We start from the raw sequence: 20796 nt of genomic DNA, 5'->3' as shown, positions 1-20796 counted from the left end.
ATCGGCGGCCATCGGTGCCGCAGCGTTGTACGGCTTTCTGTGGTGGCGCAGCAAGCACGCCACGACGGCCACGACCACGACGGCGTGAGCAGAAAAAGGCCGGGGGACTGGCCTTTTTTTACGCCTCGGCAAGGAATAGGCCCAGTTGGATTATTGGCGTGAAGAGGTCATCGTTGGCGGCGTGCTGCGCGGCCATGATGATGAAGCCGACGGCGGGCCGCATGGTTCGGCGCACGCCCATCTGCCGCATTTGTTCGGAGTGCTCGAACGCCTTGAGGCGGAGGATTTCGGGAACCCACCACGGGATGCGCTCCCGGTACGCAAGCCAGTTGGATAGTGAGCGTGTGGTGCGCTTGAGATAGTGTGCCGTCCCGGTCAGGCCGCCAAAGTGAAGCATCCAGTGCCGCAATGCCTCCGGGTTCCCGTATCGTTGGTTCGGATATTTCATTTTTCTTATTGGCTGAGAACGAAAAAACCGGGATGTTAGCCCCGGTTTTAAGTGTCTGCTGAGTTCTAGCAGTTTTTCGCATAATGTGCATTATGTTAAATCATGATTGTGTGTTACTTGGATGCACCTGACCTCCCCCCGGATACCCGAGCACCTTGAGCATGAGTCATCTCTCGTTAAAGAAAAAGCCGCATACGCAGCTTTTTCCAGGTGATGCAGCATCCGATGTCAGAATTGATAGCGTAGCCGCAGATCTGCCGTTTGTGCTGTGTAGCCTCGCGAAGCCTCCAGCGTATAACGCGCCGCGAGCGTCAGATTCTGGCTCCTTGCCAGCGTCACCCCCAACACCATTACGCCGGTATCGCGGTTAGCCAGCGCCCCTTGCGTCATGAAGCTGGTCGCGCCGCTGGTGTCGGCTGCGAAGTTAGCGACCGACTGTATGCTGGTATCGAGATATTCATGTCTCCAGCTCAGTTGAATCGACGGCGTGATTTCACCATACGAAGTCGTGAATGTGCGCGCCAGTTTTGCACCCAGTTCGCTCTTTACGGACGAGGCGTTGGAGGAATTGACACGCAACGCGGCGACGCCGCCGGTTTCCGTATAGGCATCCTGCGTCATGCGACTGTAGCTCAGGCCGACGATCGGTGTGAGGGTCGTCACGGCGTCCAGTTTGATGGGGTAGCCCGCCTGCGCCGACGCAATATATTGAGTGCCGTTGAACCGACCGGCGGCGTTGCCGCTGAAGCCCGTGTAGTCGACGCTGCGATGTGTGTCGTACCTTTGCCAGACGATGCCGCCGGCGAGATTCAGGTACCAGCGTTCCGCCGTATAGCCGCCATATCCGGTCAGACCATACCCCTTGATACGCGCCGAGCTACCCGTGTTGTCATCGCGGCCATCGACCGACGTATCTGCATAGTTGAATACGCCGCCGACACGCCATGCATCGTTGAGCGCAGTGTCGGCGCCAAACAGAAGGCCTCCGTAGCTGGCGCGATACCCGCTGGCGCCACTGCGATTGCCCTGATTTGCCTGGCCGCCGAACGCCTGTCCCCAAAGCGCAATATCACTGGCGGATTCACCGGTCGAAACACCACTGCCGGCGCTTTGCGCCGTCCGTAGCGTGTCGATGCGGGATGCGGTGATATTGAGTACGGCTTGCGTTGTCGTCTGCGCTGATTGGACGGCCGAAGCGGTAATCGACGCGGGACTCAATTGTGCTCCGGCGCGATTGGCGTCGCCTGCGGAATTGAGGGCGGCAGCGGCATTGAACATGTTGAGCATGCCGGCATTAGTGCCGCCATAACGGAACAACCCTGACAACGCGGAAATGGCATCAGGCGTCGTTGCCCACATGATGGGGCTGGTCGCGCCCGGATTTGAGCCGGGGCTGGTGCCGGGGCTGGTACCGCCAGGTGTTGAGCCAGGGCTGTTACCGCCCGGATTGGTGCCAGTGGTTGGCGCAGCCAGGGTGACGACAAGATCGGTCTTGGTGTTGTCGTCGCTATCGACCACGCTGGCGCCAGAATATGTGCCGGTGTAGCCGTCAGCAGAATAATTAAGCGATCCTGCGTTGTAATTCGTGTTGGCGTGACTCGCCTGTGCCACGACAAAGCGCTGTCCCTGCGCAAAGCCATAGCTATTGAGTTTTTTCAGCGCGATGTTGGCGCCGGCGTTGATGGTCGCTACGCCCGACACGATCAGCCGGCCGTAGCCGCTATCGGCACTGGCGACGCCAGTGGCGACCGCCCCGTCCGCCACGCCGATGTTTAGCGTAGCGCCTGCGTTCTGGCTGTAGTTGCCGGTGATCGTGATCGCGTTGTTGACCTGCAGCGTGCCGCCCGCATTGAATACGGTGTTGCCACCCACGTTGATATGGTCGTTGAGCAACTGATTGCCGGCGCCGAAGGTCAGGCTCGACGCGGTATTGGTGATCAGGCCGATATTGCCAGCGCCGATTCCGCTACCGGCGCCGGTCAGGGTGCCGAAGGTTGTTCCGCTACCGCCGGTCAGGCTCAAGGGTTGCGTTGTGTTGGCTATCTTGCCGGAAATGACGCCGCCATCGTTGGCGATGACGCCGATGGTGCCGATGTTGGAGATCGCAGCTTGGGTTCCCTTGATGGTGCCCGTGTTGGTCAACGTACCAATCGCAGCGGCGTTGGAGATGGCCGTCTGGGCGCTAATTAAGCCGCCGTTGTTGAGTACGGCAATGCTACTGTTGCCGAGGTTGGCGATACCCGCGCTATTGGCATTGATGAACCCCGTGTTTGTCAGCGTGCCGATGCTGCCATTGTTATTGTTCTGGATCGCGGTGACGCCATTGATGGTGCCGCCTGCGTTCTGCAGCGTGGTAATGGTGGCGTTGTTATTGTTGATCCCGAAAGCAGCCTGGCTAATCAAACCGCTATTGCTCAGCGTGCCAATCGTGCCGCCTGAATAGTTGAAGATCCCCGTTCCGCCGTTGGATATCGAACCGCCACTGTCATTGGTCAGCGTACCGATGGTGCCGCTATTCTTGATGCCGGTAATGGCAGTGATTCTGCTGCCGGAGAAGTTGTGCAGCGTGGTGATCGTGCCATTTAGGGCGTTATCAATGCCTGTGGCGCCGGTAATTGAACTGCCAATGACTGTGCCGTTCCCGTTGTTGAGGGTAGTAATCAAGCCCGTATTGGACACCGCAGCGGAACCACTAAGCGTGCCGTTGTTCTGCAGGATGCCGTTCGTGGTGCTAACGTTGAGCGCTGGAGTGCCGGTGACAAGCACGCCACTATTGATGACCAACGTGCCGCTGCCGTTCCAGGACACGTTGGTCGTCGCGCCCACGACAGTGGCACTTCCGGTGACCGTGGTCGCTTTTGCCGGAGCGGAAACCATTGTTGCAAATGCGGCGGTCAGCGATAGAGCAAGACAGGTCTGGTCGCCCGCAGTGAAGCGAGGTTGTTTTTTTGATCGGCCCATTTTTTTGATAATTTTTCAATACTTATGTCGGACAATTCAACTTTCGGGAGTATCAATTGATTCTCCCGAAAACTCAAGGATTCGGGAGACAGGACGAGAACCATCTTCGATGAGAACGCCCTACTTTTCGCTTTTTGCCGTGGAGCATCTTTGAATAAGAACAACGACCCTGTTGCTCAACAGCTCACCATTCCTGAGGCACTGAACGAGGCCTATGCGCATTGGAATGCGGGACAAGCGCGTCAGGCTGAAGAATGCTGTCTGCGCGTCTTGCAAGTCTTGCCAGAGCAACCAGATGCCCTGCATTTGATGGGACTGATCGCCCATGCTTACCGCTTGCTCGATCTGGCCATCGATTACTTGCGCAAGGCTTGTCTGTCGCCCGTTGCGCCCGCAACGTATTGCAGCAATCTGGCTGAAATGTGCCGCCAGAAGGGTTTGCTGGCGGAAGCGGAACAAGCCGCCCGGCGCGCGGTGGATCAAGAGCCGCAGCTCGTTGCGGCTTGGAACAATCTAGGCATCATCCTGCAGGAAAGCGGAAAAGTTGACGCAGCTCTGGAGTGCCTGAAACGCGTCGTGTCGTTGCTGCCTGATAGCCCTGAAGCGCACAATAATCTTGCCAATACGCAAAAACACGCGGGAGCGCTGGAGCAAGCACAGGCCAGCTATCTGAGAGCGCTGGCGTTGCGGCCTGACTATGCTGAAGCGCACTGCAATCTGGCGTTGCTGTGGAACGATCTTGGCCGCTACGACGAAGCCATGACTTCTGCGTCGCGAGCCGTCGAGATCAACCCGCAACTGGCCGATGCCTACTTCAATCTGGCTCAGATCGAGATGTCACGCATGCGCCGTGCCGACGCCAGTCGCTGGGTCGATGCCCTTATCGCATTCGCGCCGCAGCATGCGGGGGCGTTGTCGGCACGCGCGCAACTGTTGATGCATGACTATCACTTTCACGACGCGCTCGCCTGCGCGCGCCAGGCAGTGAATATCGCCCCCAACAGCGCGAACGGGCATAGCGTGCTCGGGCAGGTCTTGCAAGCGCTAGGGCTGCATGACGAGGCGCTTGCGTCCTTTGATCGCGCGGCAGCTTTACCGGGAACGGTCGCTGAAGAAGCACTCGTCGCTCGCGCATTGCTGTTGATGGAGGCCGGTGACAAGGAGGATGCGATTGCCGCGTTTGAGCGCACGCTTGAGCGGTTTCCCGGCTCGGTGCGGGTGATGGCAGCGCGTGCCGACACCAAGACGTATCGCGGCGACGATAGCGATATCGTTGCGATGGAAGCGGCGCTCGCGCGAACGATACCGCCGACGATCGCCGATCAGATGAGTTTGCATTTCGCGCTTGGCAAAGCATATCTCGATACCGGCGATTCGGATCGCGCGTTTTTCCATCTCCATAAGGGGAACGGCATCAAACGAGCGACGTTCAATTATGATGCTGACGCGACCAGCGCCTGGATGCGACAAGTCGCAGCGACCTTTACGTCGGAATTGATGGACAAATTCGGCGATGCCGGCGCGGCTTCACAACGCCCGGTGTTCATCATTGGAATGCCGCGCTCGGGTACAACACTGGTGGAGCAGATCCTGGCATCGCACCCTGACATTCACGGCGCCGGAGAGCTGAGCGCCTTGCGCCACGCTCTCGAAAGCGCAGGACCATTTCCCGATGCGCTGATGCACTGGGACAGAGGAGATTTTGCACGGGTCGGTCGTGACTACCTTTCCCGTGTCGACGGCCTGGCTCCCGATGCGCTGCGCGTGGTCGACAAGTTGCCGGCTAACTTCCTATATGCCGGTGCGATTCCGTTAATTCTGTCTGGTGCGCGCATCATCCATTGCCGGCGCGATCCGGTGGATACCTGCCTGTCGTGTTACAGCAAGCATTTTGCGGGTGAACAGATGTTTGCCTATCGTCTCGATGAATTGGGGGCTTTCCATCGCGACTATCAGATGTTCATGGAGAGCTTACGCAAGGTCTTACCGCCGGAACGTTTTCTTGAGGTCGACTACGAAGACGTGGTTGATGATCTGGAAGGCGAAGCGCGGCGCCTGATCGCCTTTGTCGATATGCCGTGGGACGACGCCTGTCTCAGTTTCCACAAGACGCGCCGCGTAGTGCGCACGGCGAGTGTGAGCCAGGTACGGCAGCCGATTTACGCAACGTCGAAAGGACGCTGGCGTCGCCACGCATCGCAACTGGGGCCGCTGCTGACGGCACTCGGCATTGCCGATTCTGGTGATGCGAGACTTTGACATGAGTGTGCCATCTAATCCTCACAACCTGAGCGTAACCGCACATGCGTTCACAGCCGCCGACCGTCGCGATCACTACGGCCACGACGGCGCTGTGCTATGGCTCACCGGCTTGTCGGCGTCGGGAAATTCAACTCAACCGTGGGGCGCCGAAGGCTATTGTCGCGATGACCTCGTGCCCACCACCACCTCCTCCCCCGTGGATCTATCGGAAGATCGGTTTGAAACCTGAGACGCATCCGCGTCAAGCAACGGCTGAAGCACCGGCGCCAGCGACTTCAACAACTGCACCGCCATCGCACTCGTAAAGTCGTAGCGTGCCGCATACGGCTCGTGCACATAGGCGGTAAGCGCGCCAAAAAAGCGATTGCCGATCCCGAAGACGAAGGTTGCCGTCCGATTAACCTTGCGCGATTCGATCAGTCGGCGCCCCCGCGAGAATACGTTGAAGCGCTGATCGCCAGTCCCCGTCTTGCCGTAGACATCCAGGACGCGAGCGTGCGAGGCCGGCATGCCCTCCGCCAGCCGCTTCGCCGTGCCGCCAAGGACGACGTCGCGCAACAATCCGTGCACCGCCTCGACGATCTCGGGCGACAGCGCCGTCTGCCCTCCCCCGGGCGCGGGCGCGAAATGCGTCTCGTAGGGCGTGTTCTTCGCGAAGTCAAGCGCGGTGAGGTTTCGGGTTGGCACCGCTATGCCGCCGCTCGCGACGACCCCGATCAGTTGCGCGAGCGCGGCGGGCCGGTCCCCCGACGCGCCAATCGCCGCTGCATACGACGGCGTGATCGCCGCAAAGGGATAACCGAGCGCGCGCCACGATGCGCCGATTTCTTCATACGCCTGCAACTCCACCATGTACCTGATCCGGCGATCCTGCGTCGCGTGATAGCGCGTTTTGAAAAGCCACGAGTACGCCGCGACGCGTGCATCGCGGCTGGCGGTTTGCACGTCCGCTTCCGTCGCCTCCGGATGATCGCGCAGGTAGTTAACCGTCCAAAGCTCGAGCGGATGCACGCTTGCGATATAACCTCGATCGTTCAGGTTGAATCTGTCGATGCCGTACTTCGCGTAGAGCTTTGCGAGATCCTCGGGCGTTAGCAACGCCGCTGGCGTGCCCTTCAGCGTGGCGCGCATCTGCGCGTCGAACCACGTCTCGGATGCGTCGGGCGCGACGCTGCGCAAGACCGTCGCAATCTTCGGCGGCGACTTGCGCACGTCGCGCAGCAGCGTCGCCAGCGCCTCGTCGGGCGTCATGCCGTGGTATTTCGCATAGAAGCGATGTTCGTAGACGCGGCTTTCCTGATCGGCAAACCGCACGAGATACTTCCCGCGCACGACCGGGTCGCCGAGCCATTGCGATGACGGCCCCGCAGTCTGGATCATCTCGTAGCGCACGATATCGCGCATCAGGCGCACGAACACCAAATTCACCGAATGCTGGAACGCTCGATGCACGGTGAGGATGCTGCCGTTATCCGTGGCTTCGAAATTGGTGAACGTTTGCGCACCGCCACCCGTAAAAAATGTCTCACCAGTGCTCGCGGAATACTTGCGTTCGACGGCGGCGTTGAGCATTGCGCGCAGCGAGCGATCCGGCGTGTGCGACAGATAATCGAGCGCCCAGCGTGTCAGCACGTCCTGCCTGTCGGGTCTGACGTGGCGCAGATCATCCGTGCGCATCGGCGCGTAGCGGGCATGCAGTTCCGAAACGATTTGCAGATACGTGATCAGTGTGCGTAGCTTGGCCGTCGAACCGAGATTCAGACGCGCGCCCTGGTTGACGTCGAACGGCTGGTTCACGCTATCGGTCTGCACGCGCACTAGATTCGCGCCGTCGCTCCGCTCAAACAGCGTGAAGCTGAAGGCGATTCGCGACGGATCGTCATGCGGGCGCAGCATCTCGAAGCCATACAGGCCTGCCGCCTTCGCCCCTTCGGGGGTGGTGGCAAGCGCGAGCCTTTCGCTAACCGCCTGCTGCACCGGGGCGTCAAGTGTCGCCTGTACGGAGAGGTCTAGGCGGTCGAGATCGTAGAAGCTCGCCACGCCGAGCGTATTGAGCAAATCCGCGCGCAGCGCAGTCACTGCCTTGCGCGTGACAAACGATGCTTCAGGATGCATCGGACTCATGTGCTTGAGTTCAAGATGGAGCATGAGTGCGGCATCGCGCAGCGACGTCGAGATGATCCCGTTGGTCGCAAGCAACCGCACATAGCTGTTCGTCAGTTGTTCGAGTGCGGTGTTGTTCCTGCGCAGGAAATATGACGGCGCGCGCTGCGCAATGATCAGCGACAGCGCTTGTTTGAACGCGACCGCCTGCGCACCGAGTGTGTCGGTGCGCATAGGTGCCGACAGCAGGCGGTTCACGTCATCGAAGTCGCGTCCGTACCAGAGCGCGAGACCGTCGCCGATGCCCGCGATTTCGCCAATGCCGGGCTGCGCGGCAAGCGGCACCGTGTTCAGATAGCTGACGACGATCTGCTCGCGCGCCGGTAGCGTCATCGGGCCGCCGAGATAGGCGCGCACGGATGCAGACGCGATTTGCCGCAATTTTTCGGGCGGCGTCGCGGTGCGGCCGCCGGGCGAATGACGGAACTTTTCGATTTGGGTAGCGAGGGTGCTGCCGCCCGGGCTCGGCTGGCTCCTGACGAACATGCGCACGCCCTGGTCGTACAGCGCACGACTGAAACGGCCCCAGTCGATTGCCGGGTTGCGGCTCGGCTGATCTGCGTCAAGCAGATTGCGGTCCTCGATGAATAGCAACGCGTTGACGATCAGTGGCGGAATTGCCTCGAAGCGGCGGTAGATCCGCTCTGGGTAGCGTGCGCTATAGAGTGGTATTCCCGTTGCATCGAACAGTTGCAGTCCGGCCTGATCCTTTTCCTCGTACGGCAGAAACAGCCCGTGGTCCGCCATTGACATCATCACGGGTGATTCGCGCGCCTGCGCCGTGACGGAAAAGCCGCGGTCGGCCAGACGCCGCTCGAAGGTGGGCAACGATGCGTAGCCGAGACGCATGTCGTACGGACCGCCGTCTACCGGGAATCGCGAGGCGTCGCTTGGGCCGTCGGAAACTTCAAAGTGGATGTCACGTCCCAGTTCGGACAGGTAGCGCGCCTGCAACCGCGAGGTTTCGATTTCGATCCGAAGAAGTTGCGCCGCGATTGCAAGGAGGATCAGAAAACCGGCGAGTAGCAGCCACTTGATCCACCGCACAGAAGATGTGGTGGCAGCAGCGCGAAGCGGTACTTGAGTCAGACGCCGATCCATGATGGGGTCTTCCGGGCGGCACGAGCCATGCCAACGTTAGTCGAGCATATTTCCCTGATAAACCGCCATGCGGAGTTTCCCGCGCATCGTCTCTGAATCGCCCCGGATTTCTCGGAGGCTCCAACTCTTGAGAGAATGGAGCCATGAACAAGAAATCGAGCAAGTTTTCCCCGGAAGTCCGGGAACGCGCAGTGCGCCTGGTGCACGAGCAGCGTAGCAAGCATCCGCCTCGCCGCAAACGGGTTCGCACGACGATTCCCGATTACTGGCTGTCTTGCTGTGAAAAACATAAATAGTGCGGTTCCGGACGGGAGCGGCCATCAACAAGCGTAAGTTAAACGCCGTGAGAATATTTTTCTCTCACACGACGAGAGCCCCGTGTTTCCTTAGCGGGTTTACCAGTGTTTGAGGAAGAAGGAGAGTTCGCGCGCGAGGTTAGCCTCAGAAGCCCTTCCAAAGCGTCGATAAACGGAGTCGCTGTGGAAGTGAAGCGTGCCAGGTCTCTGACAGGGCCAAAAAAAGCCTCTAACTCTAAGGGTTTTCCGGCTTTCGAATCTTGCAGCATCGATGGCGTAATGGCACCCAGACGACGAGACATACGCAACTTTTCCTCAGGCAGGCTCGACAACGGAATTCCAAGCTGCCTGGCGATTTCAGAAACTTCGTCCATCACCTGGCGAGAAAAGTTGCGTACGAGTTGACAATCTAATTGCCTATCCAGCGTTGCCTCCGTCAACACGGCAATCGGGCCCGACGTCAGATTCCCCCACAACTTATAAAGGATCTCCGCATGTACCTCGTCGCTAACAACGACATCAAGTCCGGTAGATGAAAGCAGCGATGCCACCTCTTGCACGCGAACCGAATGGGCATCCGAAGGATCCCCAAGCACCACCCGATTCCCCGCATGGTGTCTAACGAGCCCCGCACCGAGCACGCTACAACTTGCGTGGACCAGCATTCCCAGGCATTGAGATGGCGGAATCGTCTTCGCCACGCTCCCGTCAGGATCAATTGATGGCAGTGGAATTGGATTCTGCGCAAACGGGCCGACCTGCGAAAACCACCAAGGAATACCGTTCATGCAACTGACGACCAGCGTATGAGGGCCAATCAGTGGCTGAATGTGCTCAGAGACATCGAGCAGCGCGGTCCCCTTGATGGTGAGAAGCACGATGTCCTGCTCTCCCAGCAGAGCAGGGTCCCCCGAAACCTTTACATTAGCCGTGGACAAGCGGTTGTCATCTTGGACGGATATGCCGCTATCGCCCACCGCTTCCAGAATTCTTCCTCGCGCGATAGCCGTGACGTCTACCGGCAACTTCGCCTTGGCCAACTTGTACGCAAGCCAACCACCAATCGCGCCAAGCCCGTAGATGCACACCTTTACCGCACTTCGCCCTTCACCCAGTCCCATTTGGGACTGCGGCACAGGCAACCTATTTCCCATTTCATCACCCTCGCTAAATGCGCTTTACAACGAGCAAGCTCAGATCAAAGACGGGCAATGAGACTTGACGTATCCCAGCGGCCCCCACCCATACGCTGAACATCCGCGTAAAATTGGTCGACAAGGCTCGCTACTGGCAGACTTGCGCCGACGGTTTTCGCGTGCTCCCCGGCTAGCATGAGATCTTTCCGCATGTGGTCGACCGCAAATCCGAAATCGAACTTCCTGGCAATCATCGTCTCACCGCGATTTCCCATTTGCCAGCTATGCGCCGCCCCTCCCGCAAGGACAGCGAGAACCGCTGGCATGTCAAGCCCGGATTTTTCGCCAAGCGCTATGCCCTCGCTTAGCGCCTGGACCAACCCCGCGATGCAGACTTGGTTCACCATCTTCGCAATTTGGCCACTCCCGCAGGGCCCAAGGCGGGTGACCATCGCACCATAAGCTCGCAAGACGGGTTCTATTGACGAGACCTGCTCGATTTCGCCTCCACACATAATGGTCAGCTTGCCTTTTACCGCCCCCACCTCTCCCCCCGACACCGGCGCATCCACGTAACCGAAATTCCTCGATTGCGCGACTTGAGCTAGCTCTCGAGAAACAGTTGCCGAAACTGTCGAATGATCCACGAACACAGCCCCTGCGGGCATTGCATCGAAGGCCCCGTCAGAGCCAATAGCAACTTCACGCAGATCGTTGTCGTTTCCAACACAGGCAATAACAATATCCGCGCCTCGTGCGACCGATGCCGGACTGAACTCCAACCGCGCACGTCCAGACGTAGCGTGCGCCTTAACCCAATCCATGGCTTTCGACGTAGTTCGGTTGTATACGACTACGTGGTGCCCCGCTGCAACAAGGTGGGCGGCCATTGCCCCCCCCATCACCCCCAATCCAATAAATGCCACTTTTCTGGGGGCTACGGAACGGTAATCCTTCGCTTCGATATATCTCATCGGATTCTCCAGCATCGCTTTCGTAGCCCTACCCCTTGTACCCCTGGACTTCTCGAAATCGCTTAACCAGATATTCACCGGCTGCAATCGGCGGGTATTTGGCTGGATTCTCGTCGCTTCGGCACTGAGGCAGACACGCAACCGGAGTGTCGAAATCAGGGTTAAAGAATGTGGGAATAGAATAGCGCTCCTTGCCGGTACGGTTCACGACTCTATGCATATTAGATACGAATAAGTCGTTGGACCAGACTTTGAACATGTCGCCGATGTTCACCACGAAGGTGTCTTCGATAAACGGTGCGGCAAGCCATTCTCCATCTCGAGTTTGAAGCTCAAGGCCGCCGATAGGGTCCTGCACAAGGAGCGTCAACATCCCATAGTCAGTGTGCGGCGCGACACCCAGCGCCTTCGACTCGTCCATCATTTGCGGCGGATAGTGGAACAGGCGTGTTTGGACCATCGGCTTCTTAAACCACTGAAGGAAAAAATCTTCCTCAGCACCGAGACTGAGCGCAAACAGACGAAGCAGACGGCAACCTAGCTCCGAGACTTCCGCATAAAAACGTTCAGCCGCCGGTTGAAGTGTGGGCAAGTGCACCGGCCATCGGTTCGGCCCATGCAACGGGCGCCCAGCGGCGACGTCGGGGTCGGTTAGCGGCAGATCAAGTGCAAAATCAAAACTCTCCTTCAAGTCAGGGTCGAAGCCTTGATGTCGATTCATGCCATACGGCACATAACCACGCCGAAAGCGCTCGTCAACCCTATCCTGCATGCGAAGATCTTCCGGAAGATCAAAGTACTCTTTTGTTTTGCTGAATACTCCGTCGACTACATCTCGAGAAATTCCGTGCCCCGCAACATAAAAGAAGCCAATTCCTGTGCAGGCATTAAAGAGTTCACGAACTAAATTTCGGGGATCTCCGCCAGCCAGCCAATTCGAAAGATCGAGAACCGGTATGCCAGCCGACTCTTTTGATGTGATAGTCATATTCAGTCCGAACAATATTGTAAAACTCACAGAATGTTCAAAAAACAAAGATTTTCACATCCTTGTGCGAACAATCTAATTATTGCTATTTATTAATCAAGTCTAACAGGCAGAGAAACATCAAAAAACTATCGTTTTTGATCTGCGAAATTCTAAGATTTAGATTTTTCAGAATTTGACCCGAATTCCGCTGGTTACGGCAAATTGATTGCGCGTGGCAGATGCTGTCGTGGAGTAAATTTGGGCATACTTTGCAGCTCCACCTGCCCATTGTCCGATTCCCACCAAGAAAAGGTCTGTTCGTTTGCTAAGTGAATAAACCGTACCGATGTTCAACTGGTTGTAATGGACCTGGGGGTTGGAAGAGTAGTCTCCGACGGTATAGATATATGCCGCTCCGACGAGCCATGCCGGAGTGATCTGATGCGTAAGCGTCAACTCCGCGTTCTGCACACGCAAGCCCGTCGAGTCGATGTAGTCGAACAACACGTTGCTATAGCCCAACGTCGCTGCCAAAAACCCGAAGTCGTAGGTCGCCCCCAAAGCGATGCTTCGCTGCACCTGAACGGAACTTCCGTTCAGACTCGTCGTGAACGGCGATGAATATCCGTATGACGAACTATCGACCGCCGCAGAAGCATTGCTAGCCGATGCTGGCCGGTTGTACTGAGCCATGGCCAAGCCCACTTTCAGAGGGCCATGAACATAGCTCACACCAAAACTGAAACCGCTGTTGTTAGAAAACTCGGTCGCGTTAGAAAATGCGTACGTACCTGACAGCGACAGACCGTTGTAGTCAGCTGACTTGTACTTGACGGAGTTGTTAAAGCGCAGAGTGTTGAAGATGTTATCCGTATCGCCGATGCGGGTGCCAAAAGCAGAAAACAGAACGGCCGATTCACTCCAATACAACGTCTGACTCATGTCGTCATACTGACGACCAACGGTGAAGGTCCCCCATCGCTGGTTCGCCAACCCGACCCACGCTTGACGGCCAAACATTCGATTTCCCTGTCCAAGCGTTCCATTCGTTATTGAGAAGCCGTTCTCGAGCGTAAATATTGCAGATGTTCCTCCGCCCAGATCTTCCCGCCCCTTGAAGCCAAATCTCGGCAACTGTTCCGGCCCATTAATGACGGAAACGAGATTTCGTCCGCCGGAATTTGAGGTGTACCCTACCCCTGCCGAAATAAGGCCGTAAATACTAACGCTGCTCTGCGCCATCGCGGCACCTTGGACGCCAAAAAATGACGCGATCGCAAAAATTGCCGATCCGATATTTTGGAATACTAAATATTTTGATTTTAAATTCACTGACTTCACCATTTAATTTGCCAGAAGTTTCTCAGGTGCCGGAGTTGCCGGCGCCTAGCCTCGAAAGAATGACAGACGAACTATCCTTCGATTAGGCCCCCGTGGTATTGCTAGACATATTTACCCAGAAGAGCGCTTTCTTTGCCACTACTCTCACTATCCAATGCAGTACCAAACCAATGATGGAGAGCACTATAAGAATGGCAAAAACTCCAGCTGTATCCATCGAGAAGTTTTTCTGAAGAATTAAATAACCCAAACCACTCTGCGCCCCTACGAACTCCCCAACAATTGCGCCAATAACAGCCAACACAATACCGACATCCAAACCGGTGAAGACATATGGAAGTGCATTGGGCAAGCGGGCCAGCTTAAACACTTGCCATCGACTTGCTTTGTAGGCGACCATCAAATCCACCTGATCCTTAGGAATTGACCTAAGGCCGACGATCGTATTCGCCAGAACTGGGAAGAACGCAATAGTGGCCGTGATAACAACCTTTGATGTGGCGCCGTAGCCAAACCAAACGATAAAAAGCGGTGCTATCGCAACCTTGGGCATCGTCTGGAATGCAACGATATATGGGTACACTAGAAGCTCAAGGATTTCGATTTCTTCGACTACCACCCCGAGGAGGAAGCCAAGAACCGATCCGATTATGAATCCGGCCACAATTTCATACATCGTCACGCCGAGATGCTTGCTTAGCTCTCCGGAGTTAATCTGGGAAAACAATTGCATAACAACATCACCGGGCCCGGGAAAAATCAACGATGATGGAGCCGCCACTCGAACGGCCAAATGCCACGCTCCGATCACAGCCAAGAAAAAAATCAAGCATAGCAACCGGCGATTGTTTTTGTTGGCGAGCTTTTCTTGATTCATCAATCAATCCCTCCTGTGGCATTTAGGTGCTCTCTAATGTCGGAAACATAGGTGCCAAAGGGTTCCGAATTAATCATTTTCAGATCTCTCTGGCGAGGAAGGTCAATGTCGATGGTTTTCGTAATTCGGCCTGGCCGAGGTGACATCACAACAACTCTGTCACCAAGAAATACCGCCTCGGGAACGCTATGCGTCACTAGCATGATTGCTGCGCCGGTTTGTTCACGAATGCGTAGAAGTTCGAGGTTCATTGTCTCTCGGGTCATTGCATCGAGGGCCCCGAATGGCTCATCCATTAGAAGTAGCGTTGGGCTATGCACGAGTGCTCGCGCGATTCCAACCCGCTGTTGCATCCCCCCCGACAGCTCATTGGGATACTTCGACGCAAAGCCCCGCAGTCCAACAAGGTCCAGGTATTCCAGCGCCAAGCGACGGGCAGCGCCAAGGTCCCTTTTCTGAATTTCGCTCGGCAGTAGAACGTTCTCCAAAACCGTCCGCCATGGCAGCAGAACCGCTGCCTGAAACACAATGCCGGTGAATTTAGAAGGGCCGACACTCTCTCGGCCGGCAATTTGCACTTGTCCACTCGTCGCCCGCTCAATGCCGGCCAAAATTCGCAGCAGAGTGCTCTTGCCGCAACCGCTCGGACCGACCACCGATACGAGTTGACCTGGTTCGGCGTGATAATTGACGTCTTTCAAGGCAACAATTTCACTACCATCCTTGCTTTTAAAAGTCTTGTTAATTTCGTGAAATGCAAAGGCCGTGCGAACCTTACCAATGCCACCAAAACCATCGCCTGATTTCACAATTCCTCTCTATTGGTGAGCGCAATTTTTAAAATATCGATAAAGGCCATCGATGCCCCCGGCAAATTCCTTCCTCGCCGTACACTTAATGTCATCTTTTGGTTTGCCACTTGCCGCTCCAGAAACGGCACATAACGATAATCGTCAATCTCCGTTGTGCTCATAGTCAGCGGTTCGTTCACCACCGCCAAGGCAAGCCCCTTGACGGCTGAATTTTTTAATAATTCAAAAGAGTTGCTCCGCAGAACCACCCTAGGGCGGACATTGGCTTTGGCAAACGTATCGCTCAAAAATTGATTGATGGTTATGGATTGATCTGGCCAGACTAACCCGTACTCCGCGCAGTCCGTGATGCGAACCGAGTCTCGTTCGAACAGGGGATGTCCTTTCGGTACGAGCAATACGGCCTTCAACTCAACCTCGACGAGATGCTCTAGTCCAACGGTTGGCGCCGGGTTGAAACAAAGCGCCGCATCCAGCGTGTCGTCCATAACCTGGGACACCAGATCGCGAGTCGCGTGAATTGACACGGCATATGTCACTCCTGGGTATTTCTCGTTGAAGCTGGCGAGAAAACCAGGTAGAAACGTGCGCGAAAATGACTCAACCGCTCCTAACTTAACCTCTCCTCGCTGGAGTCCCTTGAGAGACTGAATGCTCGATCGCAGTCGGCGACTTTCGTTTTCCAGCGCTATGACGTAGTTCATCAGCGACTCGCCCGCAGGAGTGAGCTTTAGCGTTTTGCGCCCGCGACTACGCTCGAACAAAGTCGTGTCCAACTCTTCTTCCAACAGCGCGACTTGCCGACTCACCGCAGACGCAGCAACGAACAGTTGTTCCGCTGCGCCACGGAATGATCCAACTCTCGCAACCGTTGCGAAGTACTTCAACGGAATCGTAATAATCACGGTGTTTTCCACCTCCCCCAAAGGCTTTCGCCTAAAATGCGCACTTGCGGGCTGCGGCCTTAATTGCCTCGTGATCAAAATCGTTGACGCGCGCCACGAAATTCGGGATGTCAACAACCATGTCCGTCGGCGTTACAACTGATCCGACAAGCTTTTGGCGAACCATGAATTGCTGCATGCGATCTATCCCCGCCGGATCGGTTGCGCCAATATATTTGGCTCCGTTCATGACGAAGGCGGAGTTCATGCTTGCGAGTTGGCTTTTCAGTAGGGCATCGTCCCACCTGGCGGCAGTTGCTTCGTCGACGCCGGTCGGCTTGGTGCTAGGGAAGTGCTTCCATTGAAGCTTGCGAACGCACTCTGGATTCGCATTTGTGAACTCGATTGCCATCGCCGCGCCTTTGGCTATCGCGATGACTGTTTCGGGGGCCGTCTTCACAGTGGTCGCCATTGTGGTGAGCGTGAAGTCGGGCAATTTTTGCCACGACGGGTCTCGGAACACGTGAAGTGAGGCCCCTGAATTCTCGAAACCCGTTATTGCGGTTTGCCAGAACATTAGCGCTTGAACTCGGCCGCTCTTGAGGGCATCCAACGCGGGCGCTCCGGCTCCCGTGGCAATTACTTCGACGTCATGCTGCGGGTCAAGCCCGTTCTCAGCCAGCAGTGACTGCATCAGGGGGAGTCCGCCCGTCGCCAAGCTGACTATTCCAATGCGCTTGCCCTTCAATTGAGCAACGCTTTTGATCGGGCCGTTCGCAAGGACGGCGAGTCCCCAGTCAATCACCCCTGTATTCATGACGGCTCGGACAGACAGCTTTCGGTCAGAGTTAGCTCGAATTAGGTCGGTCGAGTTCAGTTGCGCAAACTGAACGCCACCGGCCGCCATTTGTTGCAGAGCCTGTGTCGAGCCCGAAAGCCCAACAATGTCAACGTCATACCCCATGGATTGCCAGTAGCCCAAGACCTTTGGCATCAACAGCCACGGATAAGTGACGTTTAGAACTTGAGAGCCGACGGCAATGGAGACCTTTTTGAGCGGCGCCGCAGATGCCGCGTGCATCAGCACAGCGACACACGCCGTGGCAAAAGCAAACTTCCGGAGTTTAGAAAATTTCGAGTTGAACATTGATGTGGCTCAAGGTCAGTGGGTATGACCAAGGTAGCACGCAAAAAAAAACGGAAATGTGCCGTTTTTTTTTATTAGTGTTCTCGAAATTAGAACATTTGGCAGCGGACGGCAGCCCTTCTTCCGGCGCGGATCCGGGAGTAGTTTGATGCAGAGGGGGCAGACCGGGAGGGGTGGAAGAATTGCCCACGACCGATGGTAGGCACGTCGTGGGGAAGGCCATTTTCACAGCAGGGACAGCTAATTGCTGCTCGAAGGAGGTGATTCTCCATCTCGCGTCGGTGGCTATTGGCCCAGCGGTAACACTCAAGCAGAGAACGCGCTAATGGGAGGAGACGCCGCGGGGAATGTTTGCAACCCCACGCCCGCCGTTAGAAGGCGTCTCCTACGCTAACGACACGCCGAAAGCGATGGCTCTCCAAAGACCTCTGTTTCCTGATTTACGCTGAATGCAGAGTCCCTGCCTCCATCTCGTCCGAACGTACGCTTTCCTTATTGGGCAGGAAAACCGCGCCCAGGAACGTTGCACCGGTGATGACGAGGAACATGATGCCCAGCGGCAGCCATTGCGCGCCGAACGTCTTGGCCACCCATAGGCCGATCAGTGGCGTCGTTCCGCCGAAGATCGCACCGCAGAGCTGGAAGCTCAGCGAAATACCCGTGTAGCGCATCTCGACCGGGAATGCCCGCGGCAGGTAGGCCGACAGCACCGCGTAGTACCCGCCGATGAACGTCGTCGCCACCAGAATTGCGACCGAGATATTGCCGATGTTGCCGGAACTCACAAGTTGCATCATCGGCAATGCCCACAGCATCGCGGCACCCGTGATGAACATCAGGAACTTGCGCTCGCCGATCCGATGAGCGATGTACGAGCCTATCGGGAAGCTCAAGAGTTCAACCACCCCGGTCCATGCAATGATGTCCAGAATATCCGGCTTGGAGACCTTCAGATACGTCGTCGTGAACGTGATCATCAGCGTCGTGATGAAATAAAAGCCCGAGATGCCCAGCATGCACAAGGCGATGCCGAGGAACAGTGCTTTCTTGTGGGTGCGGAACACCAGGCGCACCGGGGCGACGTCGCTGATCTTGCCTTCAGCCTTGCGGCGTTCAAGCTCGGGACTCTCGTTGACGTTCCGGCGAATGATGAACGCAACCACGACCAGAATGCCGCTGATCAGAAACGGAATGCGCCAACCCCAGGACAGGTAATCGGATTGCGGCAGGCCCGACACCACTCGGAAAATGAGTGTTGCGAGAATCAGGCCGACCGGACTGCCGTACTGGGGAGCCGAAGCAATGATGGTTCGCCATTTCTCCGGAGCGTGCTCACTGGCGATCAGCACCGCCCCGCCCCACTCGCCGCCAACGGCAATACCTTGCAGCAAACGCAGCAGTACCAGAATGACGGCGGCACTGATGCCTATGGAGTGGTAGCTCGGAATCAAACCGATGAGCGTCGTAGCGGCACCCATCAGTATGAGCGTGATGATCAGACTTCGCTTGCGCCCGATCTTGTCGCCCAGGTGACCGAAGATCAGCGCGCCGAAGGGGCGCGCGACAAACCCCACGGCAAACGTCCCCAAGGACGCAAGCGTCCCCATCAATGGATCGCCGGTCGCAAAGAACACGTCGCCAAACACAAGGGCTGCGGCGGTTCCGTAACAGTAAAAGTCGTACCACTCGATCATTGTTCCGAAGAATGCGGCAAGTGCCGCCCGGAAAGGTTGATGCTCTGCTGTCTTGTTCATTAACGTCCCCTGATTTCTATTCAGTCAGATCAGTTGGTTTGCCGCTGGGCTGCCGGTTGCCAGCACTCTTGAAAGGTTCACAAGCGTAGGCAATGTGAATTTCTATCGTTGACGATAGCAGTCGATGGCTATAACTTATATAGCCACCAAAATACCGGTTCTAAGTCCACTTCCCCATGAAAGAAGTGTTGCTCTCCGACCTGCTGTCGAGCGCCCTTTCGCGCGATTCGGTCCACTCGTTGCAGCGTCAAATCTACGAAGTCGTGCGCCGAGCCGTGCTCGATCACACACTCGTTCCGGGCCAGAAGATTCCCTCGTCTCGCCAGCTGGCGCTGGAGTTGGGCATCTCGCGAATCACCGTATCGCTCGCGTACGATCGACTTGTGACTGAGTCGTATCTCACGGCGATGAGCGGTAGCGGCACATTTGTGGCGCAGACAGGGGCGATGCCTCGCACCGCTCCCGATCAGACGGCCCCGGCGAAACCATGGACCTCGCTTTCCCGGCGCGGAGAGCAGCTGGCCAAAGGCCCTGGCGGCATTCCGTACCACGCGGGGGCGTTCGTACCTGGCGTCGCCGACGCGACGATGTTTCCCTTTCATATCTGGAAGCGGCTGCTAACGCGACACATCGCCCGTGCCAATCTGCCGTTGTCCGGGTATGCGATGGAGGGGGCTGGCTATCTGCCGTTACGTGAGGCCATTGCCAACTATCTTGGCATTTCTCGCTCGGTCGTCTGCGACCCCAGTCAGGTCGTCATTACGTCGGGAACGCACCAGTCGATCGACCTGTGCGCGCGCCTGTTGACTGACGTCGGAGATCGCGTGCTGGTCGAGAACCCCTGTCACTGGGCATTTCCGTCAGTGCTTGCCGCCGCAGGGCTGCATGTCGATCCGCTCGTTCTCGACGACCAAGGTGCCAACCTGCGAGCGAGCAAGTTGTCCAAACGTACCCGATTAGCAGCAGTCAGCCCATCTCATCAATACCCGACGGGTGTCGTAATGCCACTCAGCCGGCGTCTGGCGCTTCTGGAGCGTGCGCGCAAGCTGGGACTCTGGATTCTGGAGGATGACTACGACAGCGAGTTTCGGTATGACGGCGCGCCCTTGCCTTCCCTTCAGGGGTTGGATACGGACGGGCACGTCATCTACATGGGAACGTTCAGTAAGGCGACATTCCCAGGCATGCGCATGAGCTATATGGTTGTGCCGCAGCATCTGGCCCGTAGCTTCTCTGCGGCGTGTGTCGAGATTTATCGCCCTGGCCAACTCCACACGCAAGCCGCACTTGCAGACCTCATTTCCGAAGGCCACCTGTCGCAGCACATCCGGCGCATGCGGGTGGAGTACGCTGCCCGGCAGCAGTTGATGCGTGACGTTATCGAGCAGGAAATCGGTGACGCACTGACGCTTTCCAGTGCGAAATCGGGCTTGCACGTGTTCGGGCGCCTCGGCAAGGAGGTCCAGATTCAACGCTTGCGAGATGAAGCCACGCGTCTGGGGCTGATTCTCGGAAAACCGCGCCTCGTCTCGGACGCACCGTCGCCGAACCGAAACGCGATCGTGCTCGGCTTCGGCGGCGTGTCGATGGAGGCGATCGGTCCGGGTGTGAAGAGGCTTGCCCAGGCCATCGAGACGGCTTCGAAGCCGTCCCACCGATAGGCAGGCGGC

14 protein-coding genes are annotated in these 20796 nt (G+C 56.9%); 2 read left to right on the top strand and 12 right to left on the bottom strand.

Features of this window, described 5'->3' with window-relative positions:
* Positions 1 to 118 precede the first annotated feature (118 nt).
* Positions 119 to 448: a hypothetical protein gene (locus tag C266_RS26200; RefSeq protein WP_010804261.1), complete on the bottom strand. Its 330-nt coding sequence runs from the start codon at positions 446 to 448 to the stop codon at positions 119 to 121.
* Positions 449 to 676: 228 nt separating this feature from the next.
* Positions 677 to 3409: an autotransporter domain-containing protein gene (locus tag C266_RS12960; RefSeq protein ID WP_036662852.1), complete on the bottom strand. Its 2733-nt coding sequence runs from the start codon at positions 3407 to 3409 to the stop codon at positions 677 to 679.
* Positions 3410 to 3559: 150 nt separating this feature from the next.
* Here C266_RS12960 and C266_RS12955 point away from each other — a divergent pair, with 150 nt between their 5' ends.
* Complete coding sequence (locus C266_RS12955) at positions 3560 to 5668, top strand: tetratricopeptide repeat-containing sulfotransferase family protein (RefSeq protein ID WP_010804259.1); 2109 nt, start codon at positions 3560 to 3562, stop codon at positions 5666 to 5668.
* 156 nt (positions 5669 to 5824) lie between these two features.
* On the opposite strand, the gene C266_RS12950 is transcribed toward C266_RS12955, so the two are convergent.
* From C266_RS12950 to C266_RS12905, 10 genes are all read right to left on the bottom strand, one after another.
* Positions 5825 to 8935 carry a transglycosylase domain-containing protein gene (locus tag C266_RS12950; RefSeq protein WP_010804258.1) on the bottom strand — a complete coding sequence of 1037 codons (3111 nt, stop codon included), beginning with the start codon at positions 8933 to 8935 and terminating at the stop codon, positions 5825 to 5827.
* A gap of 334 nt (positions 8936 to 9269) precedes the next feature.
* Positions 9270 to 10352, bottom strand: a complete 1083-nt coding sequence (locus C266_RS12945; protein WP_010804257.1) for a ketopantoate reductase family protein — start codon at positions 10350 to 10352, stop codon at positions 9270 to 9272.
* A gap of 77 nt (positions 10353 to 10429) precedes the next feature.
* On the bottom strand, positions 10430 to 11341 hold the full coding sequence (locus tag C266_RS12940; RefSeq protein WP_036662850.1) for an NAD(P)-dependent oxidoreductase: 912 nt from the start codon (positions 11339 to 11341) through the stop codon (positions 10430 to 10432).
* A gap of 28 nt (positions 11342 to 11369) precedes the next feature.
* On the bottom strand, positions 11370 to 12329 hold the full coding sequence (locus C266_RS12935) for an isopenicillin N synthase family oxygenase (protein WP_036662848.1): 960 nt from the start codon (positions 12327 to 12329) through the stop codon (positions 11370 to 11372).
* Between the two features lie 168 nt (positions 12330 to 12497).
* A complete protein-coding gene (locus C266_RS12930) occupies positions 12498 to 13655 on the bottom strand; it encodes a porin (RefSeq protein ID WP_081636272.1) in 1158 nt (385 codons plus the stop codon).
* Between the two features lie 79 nt (positions 13656 to 13734).
* The gene (locus tag C266_RS12925) at positions 13735 to 14529 is read right to left on the bottom strand and encodes an ABC transporter permease (RefSeq protein ID WP_010804253.1); all 795 of its coding nucleotides are present in this window, start codon (positions 14527 to 14529) and stop codon (positions 13735 to 13737) included.
* Positions 14529 to 15338: an ABC transporter ATP-binding protein gene (locus C266_RS12920; RefSeq protein WP_010804252.1), complete on the bottom strand. Its 810-nt coding sequence runs from the start codon at positions 15336 to 15338 to the stop codon at positions 14529 to 14531. The genes C266_RS12925 and C266_RS12920 overlap by 1 nt, the downstream gene beginning before the upstream one ends.
* On the bottom strand, positions 15335 to 16246 hold the full coding sequence (locus C266_RS12915) for a LysR family transcriptional regulator (protein WP_036662895.1): 912 nt from the start codon (positions 16244 to 16246) through the stop codon (positions 15335 to 15337). The genes C266_RS12920 and C266_RS12915 overlap by 4 nt, the downstream gene beginning before the upstream one ends.
* Positions 16247 to 16277: 31 nt before the next feature.
* Positions 16278 to 17372, bottom strand: a complete 1095-nt coding sequence (locus C266_RS12910; protein ID WP_010804250.1) for an ABC transporter substrate-binding protein — start codon at positions 17370 to 17372, stop codon at positions 16278 to 16280.
* A gap of 440 nt (positions 17373 to 17812) precedes the next feature.
* Positions 17813 to 19126 (bottom strand): MFS transporter, encoded by a 1314-nt coding sequence (locus C266_RS12905; RefSeq protein ID WP_010804249.1) that lies wholly within the window; start codon positions 19124 to 19126, stop codon positions 17813 to 17815.
* Positions 19127 to 19302: 176 nt separating this feature from the next.
* Between C266_RS12905 and C266_RS12900 the strand changes: the two genes are divergently transcribed.
* Positions 19303 to 20787: a PLP-dependent aminotransferase family protein gene (locus C266_RS12900; protein ID WP_010804248.1), complete on the top strand. Its 1485-nt coding sequence runs from the start codon at positions 19303 to 19305 to the stop codon at positions 20785 to 20787.
* Positions 20788 to 20796 lie beyond the last annotated feature (9 nt).

Origin of the sequence: Pandoraea sp. SD6-2, assembly GCF_000389825.1 — a bacterium.
GTDB lineage: Bacteria > Pseudomonadota > Gammaproteobacteria > Burkholderiales > Burkholderiaceae > Pandoraea > Pandoraea communis.
Note: the sequence above shows the minus strand (reverse complement) of the source record. Positions and strands in the feature narration are given on the sequence as shown.

Bases quoted from the DNA above. Each gene is read 5' to 3' on its own strand.
- C266_RS26200 (WP_010804261.1), bottom strand. From the start codon at position 448: ATGAAATATCCGAACCAACGATACGGGAACCCGGAGGCATTGCGGCAC.
- C266_RS12960 (WP_036662852.1), bottom strand. From the start codon at position 3,409: ATGGGCCGATCAAAAAAACAACCTCGCTTCACTGCGGGCGACCAGACC.
- C266_RS12950 (WP_010804258.1), bottom strand. From the start codon at position 8,935: ATGGATCGGCGTCTGACTCAAGTACCGCTTCGCGCTGCTGCCACCACA.
- C266_RS12945 (WP_010804257.1), bottom strand. From the start codon at position 10,352: ATGGGACTGGGTGAAGGGCGAAGTGCGGTAAAGGTGTGCATCTACGGG.
- C266_RS12940 (WP_036662850.1), bottom strand. From the start codon at position 11,341: ATGAGATATATCGAAGCGAAGGATTACCGTTCCGTAGCCCCCAGAAAA.
- C266_RS12935 (WP_036662848.1), bottom strand. From the start codon at position 12,329: ATGACTATCACATCAAAAGAGTCGGCTGGCATACCGGTTCTCGATCTT.
- C266_RS12930 (WP_081636272.1), bottom strand. From the start codon at position 13,655: ATGGTGAAGTCAGTGAATTTAAAATCAAAATATTTAGTATTCCAAAAT.
- C266_RS12925 (WP_010804253.1), bottom strand. From the start codon at position 14,529: ATGAATCAAGAAAAGCTCGCCAACAAAAACAATCGCCGGTTGCTATGC.
- C266_RS12910 (WP_010804250.1), bottom strand. From the start codon at position 17,372: ATGTTCAACTCGAAATTTTCTAAACTCCGGAAGTTTGCTTTTGCCACG.
- C266_RS12905 (WP_010804249.1), bottom strand. From the start codon at position 19,126: ATGAACAAGACAGCAGAGCATCAACCTTTCCGGGCGGCACTTGCCGCA.
- C266_RS12900 (WP_010804248.1), top strand. From the start codon at position 19,303: ATGAAAGAAGTGTTGCTCTCCGACCTGCTGTCGAGCGCCCTTTCGCGC.